The sequence below is a fragment of the Flavisphingopyxis soli genome (assembly GCF_007995095.1).
Lineage (GTDB): Bacteria > Pseudomonadota > Alphaproteobacteria > Sphingomonadales > Sphingomonadaceae > Flavisphingopyxis > Flavisphingopyxis soli.
In genome coordinates this window covers 519,622-542,092 of record NZ_VOPY01000001.1, presented here as the reverse complement: position 1 = coordinate 542,092, position 22,471 = coordinate 519,622, and the positions used below count along the sequence as shown (strand labels likewise).

General features: G+C 65.7%; 19 protein-coding genes. 10 read left to right on the top strand and 9 right to left on the bottom strand.

The genetic code is table 11. The features are described from left to right. Positions 1-101 precede the first annotated feature (101 nt). Positions 102-2,933, top strand: coding sequence for a DNA polymerase I (gene polA, locus FSZ31_RS02660; RefSeq protein WP_147121494.1), 2,832 nt, complete (start codon positions 102-104; stop codon positions 2,931-2,933). 134 nt (positions 2,934-3,067) lie between these two features. Next, positions 3,068-3,742 (top strand): c-type cytochrome, encoded by a 675-nt coding sequence (locus FSZ31_RS02655; RefSeq protein ID WP_147121493.1) that lies wholly within the window; start codon positions 3,068-3,070, stop codon positions 3,740-3,742. Between the two features lie 73 nt (positions 3,743-3,815). Here FSZ31_RS02655 and FSZ31_RS02650 read toward each other — a convergent pair whose 3' ends face one another. Both FSZ31_RS02650 and FSZ31_RS02645 read right to left on the bottom strand, forming a co-directional pair. Then, positions 3,816-4,697 carry an LOG family protein gene (locus tag FSZ31_RS02650; protein ID WP_147121492.1) on the bottom strand — a complete coding sequence of 294 codons (882 nt, stop codon included), beginning with the start codon at positions 4,695-4,697 and terminating at the stop codon, positions 3,816-3,818. A gap of 58 nt (positions 4,698-4,755) precedes the next feature. Next, the gene (locus FSZ31_RS02645; RefSeq protein WP_147121491.1) at positions 4,756-5,448 is read right to left on the bottom strand and encodes an extensin-like domain-containing protein; all 693 of its coding nucleotides are present in this window, start codon (positions 5,446-5,448) and stop codon (positions 4,756-4,758) included. 312 nt (positions 5,449-5,760) lie between these two features. Here FSZ31_RS02645 and FSZ31_RS02640 point away from each other — a divergent pair, with 312 nt between their 5' ends. The 4 genes from FSZ31_RS02640 (at position 5,761) to FSZ31_RS02625 (ending at position 11,765) form a co-directional block, all read left to right on the top strand. Further along, complete coding sequence (locus FSZ31_RS02640; protein WP_236643629.1) at positions 5,761-6,900, top strand: phosphoserine transaminase; 1,140 nt, start codon at positions 5,761-5,763, stop codon at positions 6,898-6,900. A 38-nt stretch (positions 6,901-6,938) separates the two neighbouring features. Next, a complete protein-coding gene (gene serA / locus FSZ31_RS02635) occupies positions 6,939-8,528 on the top strand; it encodes a phosphoglycerate dehydrogenase (RefSeq protein WP_147121489.1) in 1,590 nt (529 codons plus the stop codon). A 59-nt stretch (positions 8,529-8,587) separates the two neighbouring features. Further along, on the top strand, positions 8,588-9,877 hold the full coding sequence (locus tag FSZ31_RS02630) for an adenylosuccinate synthase (RefSeq protein WP_147121488.1): 1,290 nt from the start codon (positions 8,588-8,590) through the stop codon (positions 9,875-9,877). 229 nt (positions 9,878-10,106) lie between these two features. Beyond that, positions 10,107-11,765, top strand: a complete 1,659-nt coding sequence (locus FSZ31_RS02625; protein WP_147121487.1) for an amidase — start codon at positions 10,107-10,109, stop codon at positions 11,763-11,765. On the opposite strand, the gene FSZ31_RS02620 is transcribed toward FSZ31_RS02625, so the two are convergent. The 4 genes from FSZ31_RS02620 to FSZ31_RS02605 are packed head-to-tail and all read right to left on the bottom strand — an operon-like array spanning position 11,752 to position 14,648. After that, complete coding sequence (locus tag FSZ31_RS02620) at positions 11,752-12,204, bottom strand: DUF4345 domain-containing protein (RefSeq protein WP_147121486.1); 453 nt, start codon at positions 12,202-12,204, stop codon at positions 11,752-11,754. The genes FSZ31_RS02625 and FSZ31_RS02620 overlap by 14 nt on opposite strands. Next, the gene (locus FSZ31_RS02615) at positions 12,201-12,965 is read right to left on the bottom strand and encodes a class I SAM-dependent methyltransferase (RefSeq protein ID WP_161595926.1); all 765 of its coding nucleotides are present in this window, start codon (positions 12,963-12,965) and stop codon (positions 12,201-12,203) included. Before FSZ31_RS02615 ends, FSZ31_RS02620 begins: the two co-directional genes overlap by 4 nt. Before the next feature lie 49 nt (positions 12,966-13,014). After that, a complete protein-coding gene (locus FSZ31_RS02610; protein ID WP_147121484.1) occupies positions 13,015-13,443 on the bottom strand; it encodes a DUF2721 domain-containing protein in 429 nt (142 codons plus the stop codon). Then, positions 13,440-14,648, bottom strand: a complete 1,209-nt coding sequence (locus tag FSZ31_RS02605) for an LL-diaminopimelate aminotransferase (RefSeq protein ID WP_147121483.1) — start codon at positions 14,646-14,648, stop codon at positions 13,440-13,442. The genes FSZ31_RS02610 and FSZ31_RS02605 overlap by 4 nt, the downstream gene beginning before the upstream one ends. 138 nt (positions 14,649-14,786) lie before the next feature. Here FSZ31_RS02605 and FSZ31_RS02600 point away from each other — a divergent pair, with 138 nt between their 5' ends. The 3 genes from FSZ31_RS02600 to clpS all read left to right on the top strand — a co-directional run bounded on the left by FSZ31_RS02600 (position 14,787) and on the right by clpS (position 18,164). Further along, positions 14,787-16,601: a PHA/PHB synthase family protein gene (locus FSZ31_RS02600; RefSeq protein ID WP_147122512.1), complete on the top strand. Its 1,815-nt coding sequence runs from the start codon at positions 14,787-14,789 to the stop codon at positions 16,599-16,601. A 278-nt stretch (positions 16,602-16,879) separates the two neighbouring features. Next, positions 16,880-17,620 (top strand): phasin family protein, encoded by a 741-nt coding sequence (locus FSZ31_RS02595; RefSeq protein ID WP_147121482.1) that lies wholly within the window; start codon positions 16,880-16,882, stop codon positions 17,618-17,620. 175 nt (positions 17,621-17,795) lie between these two features. Continuing rightward, the gene (clpS, locus tag FSZ31_RS02590) at positions 17,796-18,164 is read left to right on the top strand and encodes an ATP-dependent Clp protease adapter ClpS (protein ID WP_236643628.1); all 369 of its coding nucleotides are present in this window, start codon (positions 17,796-17,798) and stop codon (positions 18,162-18,164) included. A 75-nt stretch (positions 18,165-18,239) separates the two neighbouring features. On the opposite strand, the gene FSZ31_RS02585 is transcribed toward clpS, so the two are convergent. Further along, a complete protein-coding gene (locus FSZ31_RS02585; RefSeq protein WP_147121480.1) occupies positions 18,240-18,977 on the bottom strand; it encodes a Crp/Fnr family transcriptional regulator in 738 nt (245 codons plus the stop codon). 158 nt (positions 18,978-19,135) lie between these two features. Between FSZ31_RS02585 and murA the strand changes: the two genes are divergently transcribed. After that, positions 19,136-20,419: a UDP-N-acetylglucosamine 1-carboxyvinyltransferase gene (gene murA / locus FSZ31_RS02580; protein WP_147121479.1), complete on the top strand. Its 1,284-nt coding sequence runs from the start codon at positions 19,136-19,138 to the stop codon at positions 20,417-20,419. 40 nt (positions 20,420-20,459) lie between these two features. Here the strand turns inward: murA and FSZ31_RS02575 are convergent, their stop codons facing one another. After that, positions 20,460-21,458 (bottom strand): DMT family transporter, encoded by a 999-nt coding sequence (locus FSZ31_RS02575; protein ID WP_236643627.1) that lies wholly within the window; start codon positions 21,456-21,458, stop codon positions 20,460-20,462. After that, entirely contained in the window at positions 21,455-22,465 is a 1,011-nt protein-coding gene (locus FSZ31_RS02570) for a threonine aldolase family protein (RefSeq protein ID WP_147121478.1), read from the bottom strand. The genes FSZ31_RS02575 and FSZ31_RS02570 overlap by 4 nt, the downstream gene beginning before the upstream one ends. Positions 22,466-22,471 lie beyond the last annotated feature (6 nt).

Genomic DNA, 22,471 nt, shown 5'->3' with positions numbered 1-22,471 from the left:
TCGTTTCGGCGCGTATGGACCCTGAAACGAGTTCAGGGTGACGACGGAGACGATAGAGGAGGTGTCTCGCCTAGCTGGTGAACCCCTGCTATCGCCGCCCGATGTCGCAGAATCACCTCTATCTCGTCGACGGATCGTCGTACATCTTTCGCGCCTATCATCGGCTGCCGCCGCTGACCAACAAGCATGGTGAGCCGGTCGGCGCGGTCTATGGCTATACGACGATGCTGTGGAAGCTCGTCGATGCGCTCGACAAGGCCGACGGGCCGAGCCACCTCGCAGTCATTCTCGACAAGGACTCGAAGAGCTTCCGCAACGAGATCTATGCCGAATACAAGGCGCACCGGCCCGAGCCGCCCGAAGACCTGCGCCCGCAATTCCCGATGATCCGCGATGCGACGCGCGCCTTCTCGCTGCCGTGCATCGAGGAAGCGGGCTACGAGGCCGACGACATTATCGCCTGCTATACCAAGGCGGCGGTCGCCGAGGGCTGGAAGGTGACGATCGTCAGTTCGGACAAGGACCTGATGCAGCTCATCGAGGAGCCTTCTCCCTCCGGGGGTGGGGGCGTCGACATGCTCGACACGATGAAGAACGTCCGCATGGGGCGTGAGCACGTGATCGAGAAATTCGGCGTCGGCCCCGAGCTGGTCGGCGATGCGCTGGCGCTGATGGGCGACAGCGCGGACAACATTCCCGGCGTTCCCGGGATCGGCCCCAAGACCGCGACCAAGCTGCTGGTCGAATATGGCGACCTTGAAAGCGTGCTGGCCGCCGCGCCCGAGATGAAGAAATCGGCGATGCGCGACCGCCTGATCGAACATGCCGACATGGCGCGCCTGTCGCGCGTGCTGGTCGAGCTTGACTGCGCCGTCGCGCTGCCGATGCCGCTCGACGACATGGCTCTCGACGGCATTCCCGAAGAACCGCTGCGCGCGTTCCTCGACCATCACGGGTTCAAGTCGCTGCTGCTCAAGATCGGCGGGCCGGCGGCATCGCCCAACGCGTCGAACCGCGATTTCGCCGCGGCGATCGCGGGCGACGGCAATGCGCCCAAGCCCGGCGAAGCATCGAAACCCGTCGCGGTCGTGCGCGAACACCAGCCGATCGACCGCTCGCAATACGAGACGGTAACGACCGAGGCGGCGCTCGACGCGTGGATCGCCGAGGCGCGGCACGCGGGCGCGGTCGCGATCGATACCGAGACCGACAGCCTCGATTGCATCACCGGGCGGCTCGTCGGGGTCAGCATGGCCACCGCGCCGGGCAAGGCGTGCTATATTCCGATCGGCCATGGCGGTAACGACCTCCTTTCCGAAAAACCCGAGCAGTTGTCGCTCGCGCTCGTCACTGCGAAGCTCGACAAGTTGCTGATCGACGAGGCGGTGCGCAAGATCGGCCACAACCTCAAATACGACATGTCGGTACTGGCGCAGCACGGCCTCGAGTTTCGCAATTTCGACGACACGATCGTGATGAGCTTCGCGCTCGACGGCGGCGCCGGCGGGCACGGCATGGACGAGCTCGCGCAGCGCCACCTCGACCATGCTTGCATCGCCTTCAAGCACGTTTGCGGCACTGGCGCGAAGCAGATCAGCTTTGCCGAGGTCGATCTCGGCACCGCGACCGAATATGCCGCCGAGGATGCCGATGTCACCTATCGGCTGTGGCAGGTTTTCACCGCGCGGATGGCGGCGGAGGGCGGCACGCGCGTCTACCAGATGGTCGATCGCCCGCTCGTCCCCGTGATCGCGGCGATGGAACAGCGCGGCATCATGGTCGATCGCGCCGAGCTGTCGCGGCTGAGCCAGGGGTTCGAGTCTGAAATCGCGCGGCTCGAGACAACGATCCACGAGGAAGCGGGCGCGCCCTTCACGATCGGCAGCCCCAAGCAGCTCGGCGAAGTGCTGTTCGACAAGATGGGCCTCAAGGGCGGGCGCAAGGGCAAGTCGGGCGTCTGGTCGACCGACATCAACGAGCTCGAAAGGCTCAAGAAGGACGGCGTGCCGATCGCGCAGAAGCTGGTCGACTGGCGCCAGCTGTCGAAACTGAAATCGACCTATACCGACGCGCTGCAGGAGCAGATCAACGCCAAGACCGGGCGCGTCCATACCAGCTACAGCCTGACCGGCGCGCAGACCGGGCGCCTTTCCTCGACCGATCCCAACCTGCAGAACATCCCGATTCGCACCGAGGTCGGGCGACAGATCCGTCACGCCTTCGTCGCCGCGCCGAGCCATGTCATCCTCGCCGCCGACTATAGCCAGATCGAGCTGCGCCTCGCCGCGCACATGGCCGACGTGCCCGAGCTCAAGGCCGCCTTCGCGCGCGGCGACGACGTCCATGCGACAACGGCGATGGAGCTGTTCGGCGAGGTCAACCGCGACACACGCGGACGCGCCAAGACAATCAACTTCGCGATTCTCTACGGCATATCGCGCTGGGGGCTTGCCGCACGGCTCGAGATCACGCCCGACGAGGCACAGGCGATGATCAGCAAATATTTCGAACGCTTCCCCGGCATCAGCAACTATATCTCCGAAACGCTCGAATTCGCGCGCGCGCACCGCTTCACCGAGACGTTGTTCGGACGCAAGACGCACTTCCCGCGAATCGATGCATCGAACCAGGCCGAGCGCCAGGGCAGCGAGCGCGCCGCGATCAACGCGCCGATCCAGGGAACCAGCGCCGACATCATCAAGCGCGCGATGGCGCGGATGGGCCCGGCACTGCGCGCGGCGGGGCTCGACGCGACCCGGATGCTGCTCCAGGTCCATGACGAGCTCGTCTTCGAACTGCCCGAGGCCGAGGTCGAGGCGGCGCGGCCGATCATCGAACATGTCATGGCAAACGCGGCCGAGCCCGCGGTCACCCTGTCGGTACCGCTCGGCATCGAAATCGGCACCGGTCCGAGCTGGGGCGCGGCGCACTGAATTTGGCGCCGTGTCCTCGGCGCGAGCATAATCTTGCGTCGCTCATCTTGCGGACGCCGCGCTCGGCGATTATGGGGTGCCACATTCCATTTCTGCGCTGAGCCCAGCGTGTTTCCTTCAGGGGTAGTTCCGACATGCACGATCGCACCAATACCATCGCCGGCTGGGTTTTGTTTGGCGGTATCGCGGCGCTGGGCCTGTCGATCGTCACCGGCAAGTATTTCCACGACGAAGAACCCGAAACGCCGGGCTTCGCGATCGAAGGCGGCGAAGAGGCCGGGGCTGCCGACAGCGGCCCGTCGTTCACCGCGCTGCTCGCTGCCGCCGACGTCGCCAAGGGCGAAGCGGTATTCAAGAAGTGCACCGCCTGTCACACGATCAACGCCGGCGGCGCCAATGGCATCGGCCCGAACCTCTATGCCACCGTTGGCGAGGCAATCGGCCAGGGCAAGGCCGGTTTCGGCTTTTCGAGCGCGCTGTCGGGCCATGGCGGAACGTGGACGTTCGACAATCTCGATGCCTGGCTGAAGAGCCCCAAGAAGTTCGCGCCGGGCACGCTGATGAGCTTTGCCGGCCTGTCGAGCGCCGAGGACCGCGCCAACCTCGTCGCCTATCTCAACAGCCAGGGCTCGAACCTGCCGCTGCCCGCTGCTCCGCCACCCGAAGCCGCGGCCCCCGCAGGCGGCGATGCCGCGACGGACAACGAGGCGGCTCCGGCCGCCGCTCCGGCGGCAGGCGATGCGACCAAGCCGATGCCCGAGGCGCCCGCCCCGGGCATGGTCACCACGCAGCCCGCGACCGCAAACTAATAACCGTGGCTGGCGCGCGAATGGCGCTCCATTCCATTAGGCCAACACGGGAATCGGGTTCGCCCCCCGCCCCCTATTCGCCCGCGTCTTCGTCGCGATCGGCGTAGAATTTGCGGATGACGTCCCAGGCTTCTTCGGCGGTCTCGACGAACTGGAACAGCGACAGATCGGCGGGGCTGATGACGCCCTCTTCGGCGAGCGCGTCGAAATCGATCACCCGCGTCCAGAATTCCTTGCCGAACAACAGCACCGGCATCGGCTTGATCTTGCCCGTCTGGATCAGCGTCAGCAGCTCGAACGTCTCGTCGAAGGTGCCGAAGCCGCCGGGGAAGGCAGCGACCGCGCGAGCCCGCAGCAGGAAGTGCATCTTGCGCAGCGCGAAATAGTGGAACTGGAAGCTCAAATCGGGGGTAACGTACTGGTTGGGCGCCTGTTCGTGCGGCAGGACGATGTTGAGCCCGACCGATTCGGCGCCCGCGTCGCACGCGCCGCGATTGGCCGCCTCCATGATCGACGGACCGCCGCCCGAACAGACGACGAAGTGGCGGTCGCCATTGGCCGCGACGGGCGTCTGCGAAGCCAGGCAGGCAAGCTTGCGCGCCTCGTCGTAATATTTCGCCTTGGCGACCAGCCGCTGCGCAACCCTGGTCTCGTATTCGCCGGTCGCCAGCTTGAGCCGTTCGGCCGCCATCGTCGGTTCGGGAATCCGCGCCGAGCCGTAGATGACGAGCATCGAGGCGATCTTCGCCTCGTTGAGCAGCAGCTCGGGCTTGAGCAGTTCGAGCTGGAAGCGGACCGGGCGGAGATCCTCGCGGAGGAGGAAATCGGTATCCTGGAAAGCGAGCGTATAGGCGCCGCTTTCGGTCTGCGGCGTATGGATGCCGCCCTTGGCGAATCCGGCGTCTTCGCGCGCTTTGTGAAAACGCGACTGTTCTAGTTTCTTGGGTTCGGTCATGAGCCGAGCGCTAGCGCCTCGGTCGCGCCGCGTCCATCGCTTTACCGCAGGGGCTCAATCAGCGGCAGTAGCCGTTACCCGACATGTCGAAATGGAAGTGATTATAGTGCGCGGCATTGTATTCGGGACCGAGCACGGTGCCGAAGCGGCGGCACGCCGAGGTGTGCAGCGCTTCGAGAAAGGCGCGCTCCTTGGCGCTGCCGTTCCAGTTCTTTTCGACGCTGATCCGGCGCCCGTCGGCCAGCACGAAGGCCGACACGTCGACGGCGTTGGCAAAGGCGTGCTGCGACAGCCGACCCGAGCGGCCGCCGTAGATGTTGCGACAGCTATAGCTGCCCATCGTCTCGATCTTGACGACCTTTTCGCCGAGATAGACTTGTGCCGCGGGGATCACTGCATAGCGCGCCCAGGCAGCGAAATTCTTTGCCAGCGGGCAGGTCATCGCGCCAAGATTGGTCGTCGGCGTCCCGAAATCGAGCAGCTTGATCGTATCGATCGTCCGGCAGCCGCCATCCTCGCTGCGATCGGCGAGCGGCGAGAAGCGCACATCGGCGGCCTTGAGCTCGGCAAAACACTGGTTGGGCGTCATTGGCGGCTGATAGGCCGGGCGCGCGGCAACGCGCGGTGCCGCCGAGCGCTGCTGCGGCGCTTCGACGCGCTGCTGCTCCCCGCCGGCGATACAGCTGGCCAGCGCCAGCGGGCCTAGCATGATCGCGAAACGAACGCGGTGGGTTACGGGGGAATTAGCCATATCCACACTATCGGTGATTCTAGTTAAAATCGTTGTGATAGCGATGGTTAGTGGATCGTTTACCTTGATTCGCGGGCGCATCGGGCGCTTTATCCGGCACCCGGCTATCTGCAGAAGGTGCCGTTCGACAAAGTCAGGGGAAAATTGATCCGGGCGGACTCCATCGGCCGAACCAGATAAAAACCGTTACAAATGAATTGATAACGTCGCCGCATTCGCGTTCGTCATTGACCGCCAGCGTCACGGCCCTATGTCCGTCGGTGGGCCACGCCGTCCCAACGCGGCGCGCGCTCTCTGTAAGGAGAGAATATTGTGACGAATGAACCTCTGCCGACGCCCGACGTGCGTCCGGCGCGCCCCTATTTCTCATCGGGCCCGTGTGCCAAGCCGCCCGGCTGGTCACCGCAAAACCTCGCTACCGAAAGCCTCGGCCGATCGCATCGGTCGAAGATCGGCAAGGCACGCCTTGCTTACTGTATCGACCTGATGCGCGAATTGCTCCGCCTGCCCGACACGCATCGCATCGGCATCGTCCCGGGCAGCGATACCGGCGCGTTCGAAATGGCGATGTGGACGATGCTCGGCGCGCGGGGCGTCACCACGCTCGCCTGGGAAAGCTTCGGCGAAGGCTGGGTGACCGACGCGGCCAAGCAGCTCAAGATCGATCCGACGGTGATCCGTGCCGATTACGGCGCGCTGCCCGATTTGGCGCAGGTCGACTGGTCGAACGATGTCCTGTTCACCTGGAACGGCACGACGAGCGGCGTGCGCGTCCCCGACGGCGACTGGATTGCCGACGATCGCGAGGGCCTGAGCTTCGCCGACGCGACCAGCGCGGTGTTCGCCTATGACCTGCCATGGGACAAGATCGACGTCGCGACCTTCAGCTGGCAAAAGGTGCTCGGCGGCGAGGGCGCGCACGGCGTGCTGATCCTCGGCCCGCGCGCGGTCGAGCGGCTCGAAAGCTACACGCCGCCCTGGCCGCTGCCCAAGCTGTTTCGCCTGATCGCCAAGGGCGCGCTCAACGAGGGCGTGTTCCGGGGCGAGACGATCAACACGCCGTCGATGCTCGCGGTCGAGGATGCGATCTGGGCGCTCGAATGGGCGCAGCGCATCGGCGGGGCCAATGGTTTGATCGCGCGCAGCGACGCCAATGCCGCCGCGCTCGACGCGATCGTTGCGACACGCGACTGGCTCGGCCACCTCGCGATCGACCCCGCGACGCGATCGCGGACCAGCGTCTGCCTGACCGTCGCCGGCGCCGACGAGGCGATGATCAAGGCGATGGCGGGCGCGCTCGACAAGGCCGGCGCGGCCCATGACATAGCGGGCTATCGCGATGCCCCGCCGGGCCTCAGGATCTGGTGCGGCGCGACGGTCGACACCGCCGATATCGTCGCGCTCGGCCCGTGGCTCGACTGGGCCTATGCGACCGCCAAATCCGCTGACTGACCAAGCCCGGCGCACGCCGGTGACCCAAGGAATTCCCTATGCCCAAAGTCCTGATTTCCGACAGCATGTCGCCCAAGGCGGCCGAGATTTTCCGCAGCCGCGGGGTCGAGGTTGACGAGATTACCGGCCAGACGCCCGATGAACTGAAAGCCATCATCGGCAATTATGACGGCCTCGCGATCCGGTCTTCGACCAAGGTCACCAAGGAGCTGCTCGCCGCCGCGACCAACCTCAAGGTCATCGGCCGCGCCGGGATCGGGGTCGACAATATCGACGTCCCCGCCGCCTCGGCCAAGGGCGTGATCGTCATGAACACGCCGTTCGGCAATTCGATCACCACCGCCGAACACGCGATCGCGATGATCTTTGCCCTCGCCCGGCAACTGCCCGAGGCCGACGCCTCGACGCAGGCGGGCAAATGGGAAAAGAACCGTTTCATGGGGGTCGAACTGACCGCCAAGACGCTTGGCCTGATCGGTGCGGGCAATATCGGCAGCATCGTCGCCGACCGCGCGCGCGGGCTCAGGATGAAGGTGGTCGCCTATGATCCCTTCCTGACGGCCGAACGCGCGATCGAAATGGGGGTCGAAAAGGTCGATCTCGATACGCTGCTCGCGCGCGCCGATTTCATCACGCTGCACACGCCGCTGACCGATGCGACGCGCGGGATACTGTCGCGCGATGCGCTGGCGAAGACCAAGAAAGGCGTGCGCATCGTCAACTGTGCGCGCGGCGGGCTGATCGACGAAGTCGCTCTGAAGGAGGCGCTCGACAGCGGCCAGGTCGCCGGCGCCGCGCTCGACGTGTTTGCGCAGGAGCCGGCCAAGGACAATCCATTGTTCGGCACGCCCAACCTTGTCTGCACGCCGCATCTCGGTGCCTCGACCGACGAGGCGCAGGTCAACGTCGCGATCCAGGTCGCCGAGCAGTTGAGCGATTTCCTCTGCGACGGCGGCATCACCAATGCATTGAACGTGCCGAGCATGTCGGCCGAGGAAGCGCCGCGGCTCAAACCCTATATGGCGCTCGCCGAAAAGCTCGGCAGCCTGGTCGGCCAGCTCGAAGGGTCGGACATCACCAGCCTGTCGGTCGAGGTCGAGGGTGCGGCAGCCGAACTCAACCAGAAACCGATTACCGCCGCCGTGCTCGCCGGGCTGATGCGCAGCTATTCGGACACGGTCAACATGGTCAACGCGCCGTATCTGGCGAAAGAGCGCGGCCTCGACGTGCGCGAAGTGCGCCACGAACGCGAGGGCGATTATCACACGCTGGTGCGCGTCACCGCGACCGGCCCCGAGCGGCGGCGTGAGGTCGCGGGCAGCCTGTTCGGCGACGCCGCGCCGCGGCTGGTCGAGATTGCCGGAACGCGAATAGAGACCGATCTGGATGGCGACATGATCTATATCGTCAACGAGGACACGCCGGGCTTCATCGGCCGGCTCGGCATGACATTGGGCGCAGCGGGGGTGAATATCGGCAACTTCCACCTCGGACGGCGGCTGGCCGACAAGAACAGGGGCGGCGATGCCGTGCTGATGCTGTCGGTCGATGCGCCGGTCGACGGCGCGGTGCTCGACCAGGTATGCGCGCTCGAAGGTGTCAAGAAGGTCAAGGCGCTTCGCTTTTGATCCGCTAGCGGCTAAGGCGCGCGCGGCTTTGGCATTCGTGACGAAATAGGACGACGGATATGGCAAACGTAGCAGTAATCGGCGCGCAATGGGGCGACGAGGGCAAGGGCAAGATCGTCGACTGGCTCGCCAGCCGCGCCGACGTCGTCGTCCGTTTCCAGGGCGGCCACAATGCCGGCCACACGCTCGTCGTCGGCGAGAAGGTCTATAAACTCTCGCTGCTGCCATCGGGCATCGTGCGCGGGACGCCGAGCGTCATCGGCAACGGCGTCGTGCTCGATCCGTGGGCATTGAAGGCCGAGGTCGAGAAATTGCGCGGCCAGGGCGTCGCGATTTCGCCCGAGACGCTGCACATTGCCGACAATTGCGCGCTGATCCTGCCCTTCCACCGCGATCTCGACGGACTGCGCGAAGCCGCCAGCGGCGCGGGCAAGATCGGCACGACGCTGCGCGGCATCGGTCCGGCGTACGAGGACAAGGTCGGGCGGCGCGCGATCCGCGTCTGTGACCTTGCCCATCTCGACCATCTCGAGCCGCAGCTCGACCGGCTGACCGCGCACCACGATGCGCTGCGCGCGGGCTTTGGCGAACCGCCGATCGATCGCCAGCGGCTGATCGACGACCTCACCGAAATCGCGGATTTCGTGCTGCAATTCGCCGGACCGGTGTGGAAGACGCTCGGCGAGGCGCGTGCGCGCGGCAAGCGCATATTGTTCGAAGGCGCGCAGGGCGTCCTGCTCGACATCGACCACGGCACCTATCCGTTCGTCACCAGTTCGAACACCGTTGCCGGCACCGCCGCGGCGGGATCGGGCCTGGGCCCCAATGCGGTCGGTTTCGTCCTCGGCATCGCCAAGGCCTATACGACGCGCGTCGGATCGGGCCCCTTCCCGACCGAGCTCGACGACGCCACCGGACAGAAGCTCGGCGAGCGCGGCCATGAATTCGGCACCGTCACCGGGCGCAAGCGCCGCTGCGGCTGGTTCGATGCGGTCCTCGTGCGGCAATCGGTCGCAGTATCGGGCGTCACCGGCATCGCACTGACCAAACTCGACGTGCTTGATGGTTTCGAGACGGTCAGCATCTGCACCGGCTATCGCCTCCACGGCGAGATCCTCGACCATTTCCCCGCGCACGCCGCCGACCAGGCCGCGGTCGAGCCGATCTACGAGGAGATGGCCGGCTGGGAAGGGTCGTGCGCCGGTGCGCGCAGCTGGAACGACCTGCCCGCGCGCGCGATCAAGTACGTGCGGCGCGTCGAGGAGCTGATCGGTTGCCCCGTCGCGCTGGTGTCGACCAGTCCCGAGCGCGAGGACACGATCCTGGTCCGCGATCCGTTCGCCGATTGAGGGCATGGCGTAGGAAATTCCCTCATTCTTCATTGCGAGCCTAGCGAAGCAATCTCTCGCGAGGATGGCAGCTCCCCCGATAACGACGGCGGCGGTTTGCGAAGGGCTCGCAGCTTCGCGGAGGTTGCCGCGTCGCCTGCGGCTCCTCGCAATGACGCAGTAAGTGCGTTTACCCACTCGCGCTTTGGTCCGCGGGCGTTATGGTCGCTCCCTAACCAGGGGGCTTGCCATGATCCGTTCCATCTTGACCGTTACCACCGCGATGCTGCTCGTCGGCTGTGCGAGTGCACCGATAAGCGTCGCAACAGCCGATGCGCCGCCACCTGTCGCCGCGGCAGCAGCCAGCACCGGTGCGGTCGAGACGCCGGGGATCGAGGTACTCAGCATCGCCGAGCTGTCGGCGGCAATGGCGCGCGGCGACACGACGAGCGAGGCGATCACCGCGGGCTATCTTGCGCGGATCGCCGCGATCGACGATGCCGGGCCGACATTGAACGCCGTGATCGCGACGATGCCCGACGCGCTCGACCAGGCGCGGGCGCGCGATGCCGAACGCGCCGCGGGCCAGGTTCGCGGGCCGCTCCACGGCATCCCGATCCTGATCAAGGACAATATCGAGGCGGCAGGCCCCCTGCCGACGACCGCCGGATCGATCGCGCTCGCCGACAATGTGACCAACCGCGACGCGCCGATGATTGCACGCCTCAAGGCCGCCGGTGCGATCATCCTCGGCAAGACCAACCTTAGCGAATGGGCCAATATCCGGTCGGGCAATTCGACCAGCGGCTGGAGCGCGGTCGGCGGGCTGACAAAGAACCCGCATGTCCTCGACCGCAACACCTGCGGATCGTCGGCGGGCAGCGGTGCGGCGATGGCGGCGGGACTGGCCGCGGGCACGATCGGCACCGAAACCGACGGATCGATCACCTGCCCCTCGGGGGTCAACGGCGTCGTCGGGTTCAAGCCGACCGTCGGCCTCGTCAGCCGGACCTATATCGTCCCGATCAGCCACAGCCAGGATACCGCCGGGCCGATGACGGGCAGCGTCCGCGACGCGGCGATGATGCTGACCGCGATGGCGGGCAGCGACCCCGCCGATCCGGCGACCGCCGAGGCCGACCTGCACAAGACCGATTTTGCCGCCGCGCTCGACCCCGACTGGCTCGCGGGCAAGCGCATCGGCGTGCTTATCGACCAGATCGGCGACGATCCGTCGATCCACTCGATCCTCGACGAGGCGCTGGCGACGCTGCGCGCCAAGGGCGCCGAGATCGTCGAGATTTCGGACAGCAATGCGGGGATGGACACGCTTGGCGATGACGAGCTCGAAATCCTGATGGTCGAACTCAAGGCCGATCTCGACGCCTATCTCGCCTCGACGCCCGCCGCAGTGAAGACGCGCACGCTCGCCGATCTCATCGCCTTTAACGAGGCGCATGCCGACACCGAAATGCGCTATTTCGGCCAAGAGCTGTTTACCCTCGCGCAAGGCAAGCCGGGGCTCGATGATGCGGGCTATATCAAGACGCGCGATGCGGCGCGCACGCTGGCCGGACCCGACGGGATCGACCGGCTGATGCGGACGTACAAGGTCGATGTCCTGATGGGCGTGACCAACGGTCCGGCCTGGCTCAGCACGCTCGGCAAGGGCGACGCCTATTCGGGGCCAAGCGTCAGCCAGCTGCCCGCGGTGGCAGGCTATCCGCACCTGACCGTGCCCGGCGGGACAATCGGCGACCTGCCAGTGGGGATCAGCTTCATTGGCGGCAAATGGCAGGACGCCAAGGTGCTGAGCGCTGGCTATGCCTTTGAACAGGCGCGCCCGCGGATCGTGACGCCAAGCTTCATTGCAACGACGGGGGAAAGCCCGGAGGCTACGGCGCAATAGCCGCGCGCCGTTCGGCACGGGCGTGGCGCCAGGCGAAGTTCGCCTGCCACGCCATCAGCAGCGGGACGACGCCGATCTCCATCGCGAGGCCGAACATTTGCCCGCCCGAGGGCACGCCCATCACGGTCATGCCGTAAGCGCGCGCGAGGCCGCCGACGATGACGACGATGCCGAGCGTCTGGAAGCGCCCGGTCGCGGTCTCGATCCGGGGAATGCAGCTGGCGAACATCACGCCGATGCCGAGCAGCAGCCCGCTGAGATAACGGAAATGGCTGTCGAGATCCTGCGAGACGATATTGGCGCCGTGGATGAAATCCGCGCCCCACACCACGCCCGATCCGCCGGCGTAGAACGGGACGATGCAGGCGAGCGCGACGATGATCTGGAGCACGCGACGCTCGCGCAGAGGACTACGCGCCGGGGCCGGGTCACCCGTCATTCGGGTTTCTTGAAGCGATAGGCGAATCGACTGGTCTTTCCGCGCACCGCCGGGTCGAAGACGCTTTTGGTCATATCGTCGCTCGTATTGATCAACACGTCGCTTTCCCCGTCGAAGACGAAGCCCGCCGCTTCCAGCGCGGACCGTGCCGTTTGCGGATCGATCCGGTGGAATTTTTCGACCACGTCGCGCGTATCGCCCGCCGGTCCGACATGATCGACAACGACAACCGTCCCGCCCGGGCGCACCGCGCGATAGAAATTGGCGAGCACCGCGGCAACGTCGAGCCGCGGGAATTTATACTGTTCGCTTTGCCAATAGAGATCGTGAAACACCATGTGCAGCATCATGCCGTCAACACTGTCGGGCGCGAGCGCAAGGCCGCGAAAATCGATGGGCATCAGCTGGACGTTCGGATAGTCCGCGACCAGCCGTTGCCATGCCGCCCTGGCCTTGTCGTTATCGTAAGAGGGCGCAGGTTCGACCGCCAGGATCGTGCCCTTGGGTCCGACGACGCGCGACAGGAGTTCCGAATAATATCCCGTGCCCGGCATCAGATCGACGATCGTGTCGCCCTTGGCAAAATCGGCGAAGGCAAGAATTTCCGAAGGTTTGCGGAGATCGTCAAGCTTAACGTGCTCGGCGGCGCGGCCCTTGGTCGCGGTGATGGCGGGCGAAACCTGACTGGGGCCTGCCAAGGCGGGTGATGCCGATAGCAGCAGGGCGAGCGCGGCGGCGAGACCGGCAAGTGACGTCTTCATGACCATCTCTCCTATAATGGGTGCGCCGCGCAGCATAGTCGATCGGCGGCTATTTCTCCAGCAGCTCCATCGGTACGTGGATTGTCCGGATCGCCAGCCTGACCTCGATCAGGAACAACAGCAAGGATCCGAGCAGCAGCGTCATCGCGATGATGAACAGCGCCGAGACGGGCATGCCGAGATCGATATGCCCCGCGCCAACGAAGAACAGCATCGCGACCATCAGGCAGACGGTGATGCCGCAGGCGACGGCAAGGCCGACCGACCAGTTAATGATCACCATCCTCCGGTCGAGCAGGCGCAGTTCAGCGACGACGCGGGCATGTTCTATACCGCGCGTATCGCCATGCTGTTCGATCAGCTTGCGCGCGCGGTCGACGACGCGCGCGAGCCGCCCGGTGACGACGTTGAGGATACCGCTCGTCGCCACCAGCAGGAAGGCGGGCGCGAGGCTGAGCTGGATCGTTTCGCCGATCACGTGACCGGCTCAGCGGGGATCGCGACGCCGCGTGCGGCGAGATAGCGTTTGAGCCCGCGTGCCGCCTGGCGGATGCGCTGTTCGTTCTCGACCAGCGCGAGGCGGACGAACCCCTCGCCCTCCTCGCCGAAGCCCGCACCGGGTGCGACCGCGACGCCGGCGTGCGTCAGCAGGTCCTTGGCAAAGGCGACCGAGCCCATCTCGGCGAGCGCGGGCGGGATCGGTGCCCAGGCGAACATCGACGCCTCGGGCACGGGGATGTCCCAGCCGGCGCGGCCGAAGCTGTCAACGAGCACGTCGCGGCGTTTCTTGTACAATGCGCGGTTGGCTGCGACGATGTCCTGCGGGCCATTCAAGGCGGCTGTGGCCGCGGCCTGGATCGGCGTGAAGGCGCCGTAATCGAGATAGGATTTCACGCGAGCGAGGGCATCGATCAGCCGCGCATTGCCGACCGCGAAGCCGATCCGCCAGCCCGCCATCGAATAGGTCTTCGACAGCGAGGTGAACTCGACCGCGACATCCTTGCCGCCCGGAACCTGGAGGATCGAGGGGGTCGGCGTGTCGCCGAAATAGATCTCGGCGTAGGCCAGATCGGAGATGACGATGAGGTCGTGCCGCTTGGCGAAGGCGACGACCTCACGATAGAAATCGAGGCTGGCGACATAGGCGGTCGGGTTCGACGGATAGCCGATCACGAGCACCTTGGGCGCGGGCACGGTATAGCGCATCGCGTAATCGAGCCGGCGGAAGAAATCCTCGCCCGGTGCGGCGGGGATCGAGCGGATCGACGCGCCGGCGATGATGAAGCCGAAGGCGTGGATCGGGTAGCTCGGGTTGGGCGCGAGAACGACATCGCCCGGCGCGGTGATCGCCTGCGCGAGGTTGGCGAGCCCTTCCTTCGAACCCAGCGTGACGATCACCTCGGTCTCGGGATCGAGATCGACGTTGAAGCGGCGCGCGTAATAATCGGCCTGCGCCTTTCTCAGGCCCTTGATTCCCTTCGATGCCGAATAGCCGTGCGCGTGCGGATTGCGCGCGACCTCGGCGAGCTTTTCGATGACATGGGCGGGCGGCGCACCGTCGGGATTGCCCATGCCGAGATCGACAATGTCCTCGCCGCGGGCGCGCGCCGCGGCCTTCATCGCGTTGACCTCGGCAAAGACATAAGGCGGCAGGCGGCGGATGCGGTAGAATTCGTCGGACATAATCGGTCATGCCATGGTTGTTGCTTTGACCGCCGTGCTAGCTGACACGGCCCGCGAGCGCTATAGCGCGAACGACGCCCGGCCCCCGCCTGATTATCGGCCGACCAACAGGACAGACGCATGACCGACAGCGAGACGATGAGCGACACGATGGGCGACCCGATGGGCGACCCGATGGCACCGGGCGCGCTGCCGAGCCTCGAGGACATGCAGCACTGGACCGGGGTGATCGGCCGCGCGCAGCAGATGCTGATGACGCACGCGCTCAAGAGCTGGGACCCGGCCAAGGCGCAGGCGATGATCGCCCGCATGCCCTCGCCGTTCGCCGAACTGCCCGTGGCACCAGCGGGCGGCGACGTGATCGCGCAGTCGATGGCCCAGGGCATGGCGGTCTGGCAGCAGGGGCTCGATTTCTGGGCGCAGATGAGCGGCCTCGACAGCACCGCGAGCGACAAGGATGCCGAAGAGACCAAGGCGCCGCCCGCCGATCGCCGCTTCACCGACCCCGCCTGGACCGAGCAGCCCGCCTTTGCCTTCATCCGCCAGAGCTACGAAGCGATCGCCAGCCAGCTCGAAACGATGGTCGACGCGATCGATGGCATCGATCCCGAGCAGAAGGCGCAGATGCGTTTTACCACGCGCGGCTTCCTCGACGCGATGAGCCCGACCAATTTCGCCGCGACCAATCCCGCGGTGCTGCGCCGGACGATCGAGACGCGCGGCGAGAATTTGATCACGGGCCTTGCCAACATGCTCGCCGACCTCGACCGCGGGCAGTTGCGGCACACCGACAGCGGCGCGTTCGAGATCGGCCGCAACATCGCCGCGACGCCGGGCAAGGTGATCCACGAGACGCGGCTCTACCAGCTGATCCAGTACGCTCCGACGACCGAGACGGTGCTCGAAGTGCCGCTGGTCATCTTCCCGCCGTGGATCAACCGCTTCTATATCCTCGACCTCAACCCGAAGAAGAGCTTCATCGCCTGGGCGGTGGCGCAGGGGCTGAGCGTGTTCGTCGTGTCGTGGAAATCGGCCGATGCCAGCCTCGCCGATATCGAATGGGACGATTATGTCGCGGCGCAGGTCGATGCGGTCGACACGATCCGCGACGTGCTCGACGTCGATGCGGTCCATGCCATCGGCTATTGCGTGTCGGGCACGACGCTGGCGGCAACGCTCGCGATGCTCACCGCGCGCGGCGAGGCCGAGCGGATCAAGTCGGCGACCTTCTTTACCGCGCAGGTCGATTTCGAGCGCGCCGGCGATCTCAAGCTGATGACCGGCGACGAGCACCTCAAACTGATCGAGAGCCTCGAGACCGACGGCTATTACGACGGGCGCTACATGGCCGCGACGTTCAACGCGCTGCGCGGGCGCGACCTCATCTGGAACTATGTCGTCAACAACTATTTGATGGGCGAGCCCTATCCGGCGTTCGACATGCTCCACTGGAACGGCGACACGACCAACCTGCCCGCCAAATGGCATCGCGGCTATCTCAAGGACCTGTATCGCGACAACAAGCTCGTCGTGCCGGGCGCGATGGTCGTCGACGGCACGCCGATCGATCTCACGAAAATCAAGACGCCGGCCTATATCCAGGCGGGGCGCGAGGACCATATCGCGCCGGCCGAAAGCGTCTGGCGGATGATGGACCATCTGGCGGGGCCGAAGCAGTTCACGCTCGCCGGATCGGGCCATATCGCGGGCGTGATCAACCATCCCGACGCGAAGAAATACGGCTATTGGACCAACGACAATCCCGACGTGGCGGGTTTCGAGGACTTTGTCGCGGGCGCGACGCAGCACGAGGGCAGCTGGTGGACCGACTGGATCGGCTGGATCCGCGAGCAGGATTATGGCGAGGTCGCCGCCAAGGGTGCGCGCATTCCCGGCAAGGGCAAGAGCAAGGCGATCGAGGATGCGCCGGGGCGCTACGTGAAGACGCGTTGATCGCTTGGCTCTCTCCCCACCGGGGAGAGAAAGACTTGGCTTGTCGCGTCAGCGCCGTAGCAAGTCTTGAGAGGGGCAGCGGCTAGACGCGGACCTGGCGCGTTACGCCCCCCTCTCCGCTGCGACCAGGCGGCACAGCCGCAAAGTCTCGCTGCCTCTCCCCGGTGGGGGAGAGGGCCGTCCTGCCCGGCTCCCGCTCTTTGTTGCACTGCACAAAAATACCTTGAAATCGGCCGCGCGATGGTCTATGTTGCACTGCAGCAAAGGATGACATCGATATGGCCGACGTGAAAAACACCGACACCGCCGAACAGGCGTTCGCCCAGGCATCGAGCGATGCCGGCACCAAGGCGCCCGCTGCCAAGGCCGCCGAGGCTGCACCCGCGCCGAAAAGCGCGGCCAAGCCCAAGGCCCAAAAGGCCGCTCCGGCCAAGGCCAAGCCCGCTCCGCGTCGCCGCGCCGCGGCCAAGAAGACAGCCACCAAGTCAACGACCAAAACCAGCCGGACGACCGCCACGCGCTCGCCCGCCCAGAAAGGACCCACCACCATGAACGATACCGTCAAGACCATGACCAAGACCGCCAAGAAGGTCACCGAAGACACCAAGGCACGCGTCGAGACGCTCGTCGCCGACGCCAGCGCCAAGACGCGCGAAACGATGGAAAAGACCGCCAAGGCCGCCGAGGAAGTCACCGCTTTCTCGAAGGGCAATGTCGAAGCGATCGTCGAGAGCACGAAGATCACCGCCAAGGGCCTGAAGTCGATCGGCGAAGACACGATGGAATTCTCGCGCAAGTCGCTCGAGGATGCATCGAGCGTCGCCAAGAAGTTCGCTGCGGTCAAGACGCCCGCCGAGCTGTTCAAGCTGCACGGCGACTATGTCCGTTCGAGCTTCGACACGCTCGTCGCCCAGGCGTCGAAGAACAGCGAAGCGATGGTCAAGCTGGCCGGCGAAAGCTTCCAGCCGATCTCGAACCGCTTCGCCGAAGCCGCTGCGAAGATCAAGACCGCCGCCTGATAGGCGCGGAACCGGTGCGGCATCGCTGCACCGACGCGAACGGGCCGCTCCGCCATCTGGCTGGGGCGGCCTTTTTGCGTCATGCGCGCGAGAGCGATGCAACACGCTCTTGTTTCATCGCCCCCGCGTGCCATATTCTGAGGCAATGACGACCCTTATGCGATTATCCTTCCCGATGCTCCGTCCTGCCACCGGCGCGCCCGTGCGCGCGGCGAGCAAACCGCCGCGCATCGACGATGGCGACGGCGACGATTCGACCGGCGTGGCAACGCGCACGCGGACGAAAACCAAGCAGCCGTCGATGTACAAGGTGCTGATGCTCAACGACGATTATACGCCGATGGAGTTCGTCGTCCTCGTCCTGCAGCGCTTTTTCAAGATGGACATGGAGGAAGCGACGCAGGTCATGCTCCACGTCCACCAGCGCGGCGTCGGCGTCTGCGGCACGTTCAGTTATGAAGTCGCCGAGATGAAGGCGACGCAGGTGATGGACTGCGCGCGCGAAAACCAGCACCCGCTGCAGTGCACCGTCGAAAAGGCGTAGTTTCCGGCTTCCGCCTGAGACGGCACCGGCCCGCGCATAGGGACAGGCGCGCTGTCCCGCCCCAATGCATAAACCTCAGCTCCGTGCGGCGGGCAGCCAGCTGAAATCGAGGTCGGCAAACCGGTCCTGGTAATGCGCCAGATCGCACAGGCCCGGCTCATCGATGACCGTGATCGTCGATCCGTCGCGCTTGATCAGGCCATCCTCGTCGAGTTCCCGCATCATGCGGTTGACGTGGACCGAGGTCAGCCCGGTGGCATCGCCCATTTCTTCCTGCGTCATGCGCGGGTCGAACTCGGTGATCTTCTGATTCTTCATCAGCCTGAGGCGGAACAATACGTCGAGCAGGATCGCGGCGATGCGCGCCTTTGCCGGGGTCCGCCCGATCGAGGCGAGCCGGTCGGTCAGCGTCACGCGCTCGGCCTGGTTGAGCGCGAACAACACCGCAGCGACGCGCGGATGCTCTTCGAGCAGCCCGCGCACGCCGTCCTTGTCGATCGGACAGACGACGGCATCGTCGATCGCGACGATCGTCTCGCACGCGTTGCGATAGATCGTGTTGCTCGCCGCCAGCGTATCGCCGGCGTAATAATGGCGCAGGATCTGGCGGCTGCCGCCGTCGAGGACGACATAGCCCATCAGGCGGCCGTGCTTGACGATATAGGTTTCCTCGACCTCGTCGCCTTCGCGCTGGAGGAACTCGCCGCGCTTCATCGCGCGTTCGCGCTCCTCGAGCCGCGCCAGCGAAGTCCGCTCCGATTCGCTCAGAGCGACAAAATGGCTGAGATGCTCAGCGAAACAACTTCCCGACACTGTTCACCCTCCGAGGCGTCATGATGCTCTTATTGCCCGATGAATCGGCGCGTTGGCGCAGCGATCCGGCCGCCGCGAGGATCGGCATAGTCGCACATGCGCTGCCTGTCCAACGTCGGACGGCTTGCGTCGAAAAGCCGAGCCAGTATGACGCTTGGATGGATCAAATTGTCATTCGCGGCGGAAACCCGCTCAAGGGGCGCATCCCGATTTCGGGCGCCAAGAACAGCGCGCTTACCCTGTTGCCGTGCGCACTCCTCACCGACGAACCGCTGACGCTGCGCAACCTGCCGCGGCTGGCCGACGTCGACAGCTTCGGCCACCTGCTCAACCAGCTTGGCGCGACAACGATGATCGAGGGATCGCATCCGCAAGATTTCGGCCGGGTCATGACGATCCGCGCGAGCCGCATCACCGCGACGATGGCGCCGTACGACATCGTCCGCAAGATGCGCGCCTCGATCCTCGTGCTCGGCCCGTTGCTCGCGCGCACCGGCGAGGCGACGGTGTCGTTGCCCGGCGGCTGCGCAATCGGCAACCGCCCGATCGACCTCCATTTGAAAGCGCTCGAGGCGTTCGGCGCCGAGATCGAGATCGCCGCGGGCTATGTCAAAGCGGTCGCCCCGGGCGGGCGGCTGGCGGGCGGCACCTATCGCTTCCCCGTCGTTTCGGTCGGTGCGACCGAGAACGCGCTGATGGCCGCCGCGCTCGCCAAGGGCACCTGCGTCATCGAGAATGCGGCGCGCGAGCCAGAGATCGTCGATTTGTGCAAATGCCTCGTCGCGATGGGCGCGAGCATCGACGGGATCGGCGGCGCGACGCTGACGATCGAGGGGCGCGACCGGCTTCACGGCGCGACCTACAACGTCATGCCCGACCGCATCGAGGCGGGCAGCTATGCCTGCGCCGCGCTGATCACCGGCGGCGAGATCGACCTGGTTGGCGCGCGGATCGACGAGATGCAGGCGACGGTCGATGCGCTGATCGATGCTGGCGCGACGGTCGAACAGCGCGGCGATGCGGTCCATGTCGGATCGAACGGCAAGCTGCGCGGCATCAACCTGACCACCGCGCCCTATCCCGGCTTTGCCACCGACATGCAGGCGCAGTTCATGGCGATGCTGACGCTCGCCGAGGGCGCGAGCGTGCTGACCGAGACGATCTTCGAGAACCGCTACATGCACGTTCCCGAGCTTGCCCGCATGGGTGCCGACATCCGGGTCGACGGCCACACCGCGATCGTTCGCGGCGTCGACGGCCTGAAGGGCGCGCCGGTCATGGCGACCGACCTGCGCGCATCGATGAGCCTGATAATCGCCGGCCTCGCCGCCGAAGGTGAAACGCAGGTCAGCCGCATCTATCACCTCGATCGCGGTTACGAGCGGCTCGAAGAAAAGCTCCAGGCGGTCGGCGCCGATATCGAGCGCATCGACGGGGGGTAAACGTCTAGCCCCTCCTCTGAAGAGGAGGGGAGAGATCGCATCAGGCTTTGGGCGGCTCGACCGCCACCGGCGTCATGTTGCCGCTGACGACGGGGCGCGCAGGGCGGGCCTTGAGCGCGATCGCGAGGCCGATGAAGGCGAGCACACCGCCGATGATCGCGTTGGGCGTCCAGTGATAGCCCTCCATCACCGTCGAGATCAGCATCGCGATGATCGGGACGAGCATGCTCGACCACGCCGCCTGGCCGGGGCCTACTTCGCGGATGATGCCGAAATAGAGCGGAAAGGCGACCGCGCTGGCAAAGATGCCGAGATAGACGATCCCGCCGAGATAGGCGGCATTGGTCGCGATCACCGGCGGGCCCGCGGTGATCCAGGCGTAAGCGGCATCGCCAAGTGCGCCATAGAGCATCGCCCAGGCGAGCATCACCGCCATGTCTTGCGCGCGGGCGAGGCGGCTGCCCTGCGTGACGTTGGCGATCGAGGCGGCGAATACGCCCGCCAGCGTCAGCCCGATGCCGAGCAACACCGCGTCGCCGCCGGCATCGCCCCCGGCGAGCGCCATCGCGCGATATTCGCGCACGATCATCAGCGCGACGCCACAGATCGCGATGCCCGCGCCAAGGAGAAAGCGCCGCGACAGGCCGCTGCCGAGGAATATCCGCGACAAGACGGTGTTGGGCACCATCAGCAGCGCGAACAGCACCGCGACGAGCCCCGAGGTGACATATTGTTCGGCGCGATAGACGAAGTTGAAATTGCCGACGAACTGGGTCAGGCCGATCAGCATCGCGAGCGCGTGGCCACCGCGCGTCAGGCCGAGCGGCTTGCGCTTCCACAGCGCGAAGGCGAACATTGCGGACGAGGCGACGAAGAAGCGATAGGCGACGCTCCACGTCACCGGCACTTCGCCCAATTGCCCGCGAATGACGATCCAGGTCGATCCCCAGATCAGCGTGCAGATGATGAACGGGATCAGGACGCGCGGGGTGAGCAGCGTGGGGGCGTCGTGGCCCGGTTCGCCGCGCACTTCGCTCACAGCGCGCGCAACGCGTCGGCGAGCGGGGCGACGGCTGCGGCGTCCTGATCCCAGCTGGTTACCAAGCGCGCGGCGCCGCTTCCCCAGTCGTAGAAATCGAAGCCTTGCGCGCGCAGGCTCGCCGCCTCGTCGGCCGACAGCCGGACGAACAGTTCGTTGGCCTCTACCGGGTGCATCAGGCGTTCACCCGCGGCCTGGGCGATCAACGCGGCGCCCGCATTGGCGGCGCGCGCATTGGCGAGCCACAGCTCGTCCTCGAGCATCGCGAGCAACTGCGCTGCGGCGAAGCGGCCTTTCGACATCAGATGCCCGCCGCGCTTGCGCAGTTCGCGCACGCCCGACAGGTCCTGATCGCCGAAGAAGACGAGCGCCTCGGCATTCATGCCGCCGTTCTTGACGAAGCCGAAGCTGAGCGCAGCGACGCCCGCGCGCCAGGTGACGTCGGCGGGCGACGCGTCGGTAAAGGCGACCGCATTGGCAAAGCGCGCGCCGTCCATGTGGAGTTTGAGCCGGTGCGCGCGGCACGCCTCGCCGGCCGCGGCGACCTCGGCCGGGCGCCAGGCGAGGCCGTATTCGGACGCGTTGGTGATCGACACCACGCTGGGCTGGACCTGGTGGACGTCGGCGCGGATCTGGCCGCATTTTTCAGTGATCGTCTCAGGCGAAAGCTTGGCCCCTTCGCCCCCCGCGAGGATCAGCTTGGCACCGCCCGAATACATCGCCGGGGCGCCGCATTCGTCGACCTCGATATGCGCTTCCTCGTGACAGATCACACCCTGCCAAGGGCGCGCATAATGCGCGAGCGCGATCGAATTGGCCGCCGTACCGGTGGTGATCCACAATGCGGTGCAGCGCGTTTCGAACAGGTCGGAAAACGCATCGTCGAGCTTTGCCGACAGCGCGTCGCCATCATAGGCGGTGTCGGGATGGTTGGCGGCGGCGATCGCCTCCATCACGCGGGGATGGACGCGCGCGGCGTTGTCGGAAAAGAAGCGCTGAATGGTCATCGCCGT

Excerpts from the sequence above, each read along its gene's own strand:
- FSZ31_RS02650 (WP_147121492.1), bottom strand. The coding sequence starts at position 4,697 with ATGACCGAACCCAAGAAACTAGAACAGTCGCGTTTTCACAAAGCGCGC.
- FSZ31_RS02600 (WP_147122512.1), top strand. The coding sequence starts at position 14,787 with ATGAGCGACACGATGGGCGACCCGATGGGCGACCCGATGGCACCGGGC.
- FSZ31_RS02625 (WP_147121487.1), top strand. The coding sequence starts at position 10,107 with ATGATCCGTTCCATCTTGACCGTTACCACCGCGATGCTGCTCGTCGGC.
- murA (WP_147121479.1), top strand. The coding sequence starts at position 19,136 with ATGGATCAAATTGTCATTCGCGGCGGAAACCCGCTCAAGGGGCGCATC.
- FSZ31_RS02645 (WP_147121491.1), bottom strand. The coding sequence starts at position 5,448 with ATGGCTAATTCCCCCGTAACCCACCGCGTTCGTTTCGCGATCATGCTA.
- FSZ31_RS02630 (WP_147121488.1), top strand. The coding sequence starts at position 8,588 with ATGGCAAACGTAGCAGTAATCGGCGCGCAATGGGGCGACGAGGGCAAG.
- FSZ31_RS02570 (WP_147121478.1), bottom strand. The coding sequence starts at position 22,465 with ATGACCATTCAGCGCTTCTTTTCCGACAACGCCGCGCGCGTCCATCCC.
- polA (WP_147121494.1), top strand. The coding sequence starts at position 102 with ATGTCGCAGAATCACCTCTATCTCGTCGACGGATCGTCGTACATCTTT.
- FSZ31_RS02605 (WP_147121483.1), bottom strand. The coding sequence starts at position 14,648 with ATGTCCGACGAATTCTACCGCATCCGCCGCCTGCCGCCTTATGTCTTT.
- FSZ31_RS02615 (WP_161595926.1), bottom strand. The coding sequence starts at position 12,965 with ATGAAGACGTCACTTGCCGGTCTCGCCGCCGCGCTCGCCCTGCTGCTA.
- serA (WP_147121489.1), top strand. The coding sequence starts at position 6,939 with ATGCCCAAAGTCCTGATTTCCGACAGCATGTCGCCCAAGGCGGCCGAG.
- FSZ31_RS02595 (WP_147121482.1), top strand. The coding sequence starts at position 16,880 with ATGGCCGACGTGAAAAACACCGACACCGCCGAACAGGCGTTCGCCCAG.
- clpS (WP_236643628.1), top strand. The coding sequence starts at position 17,796 with ATGCTCCGTCCTGCCACCGGCGCGCCCGTGCGCGCGGCGAGCAAACCG.
- FSZ31_RS02655 (WP_147121493.1), top strand. The coding sequence starts at position 3,068 with ATGCACGATCGCACCAATACCATCGCCGGCTGGGTTTTGTTTGGCGGT.
- FSZ31_RS02620 (WP_147121486.1), bottom strand. The coding sequence starts at position 12,204 with ATGACGGGTGACCCGGCCCCGGCGCGTAGTCCTCTGCGCGAGCGTCGC.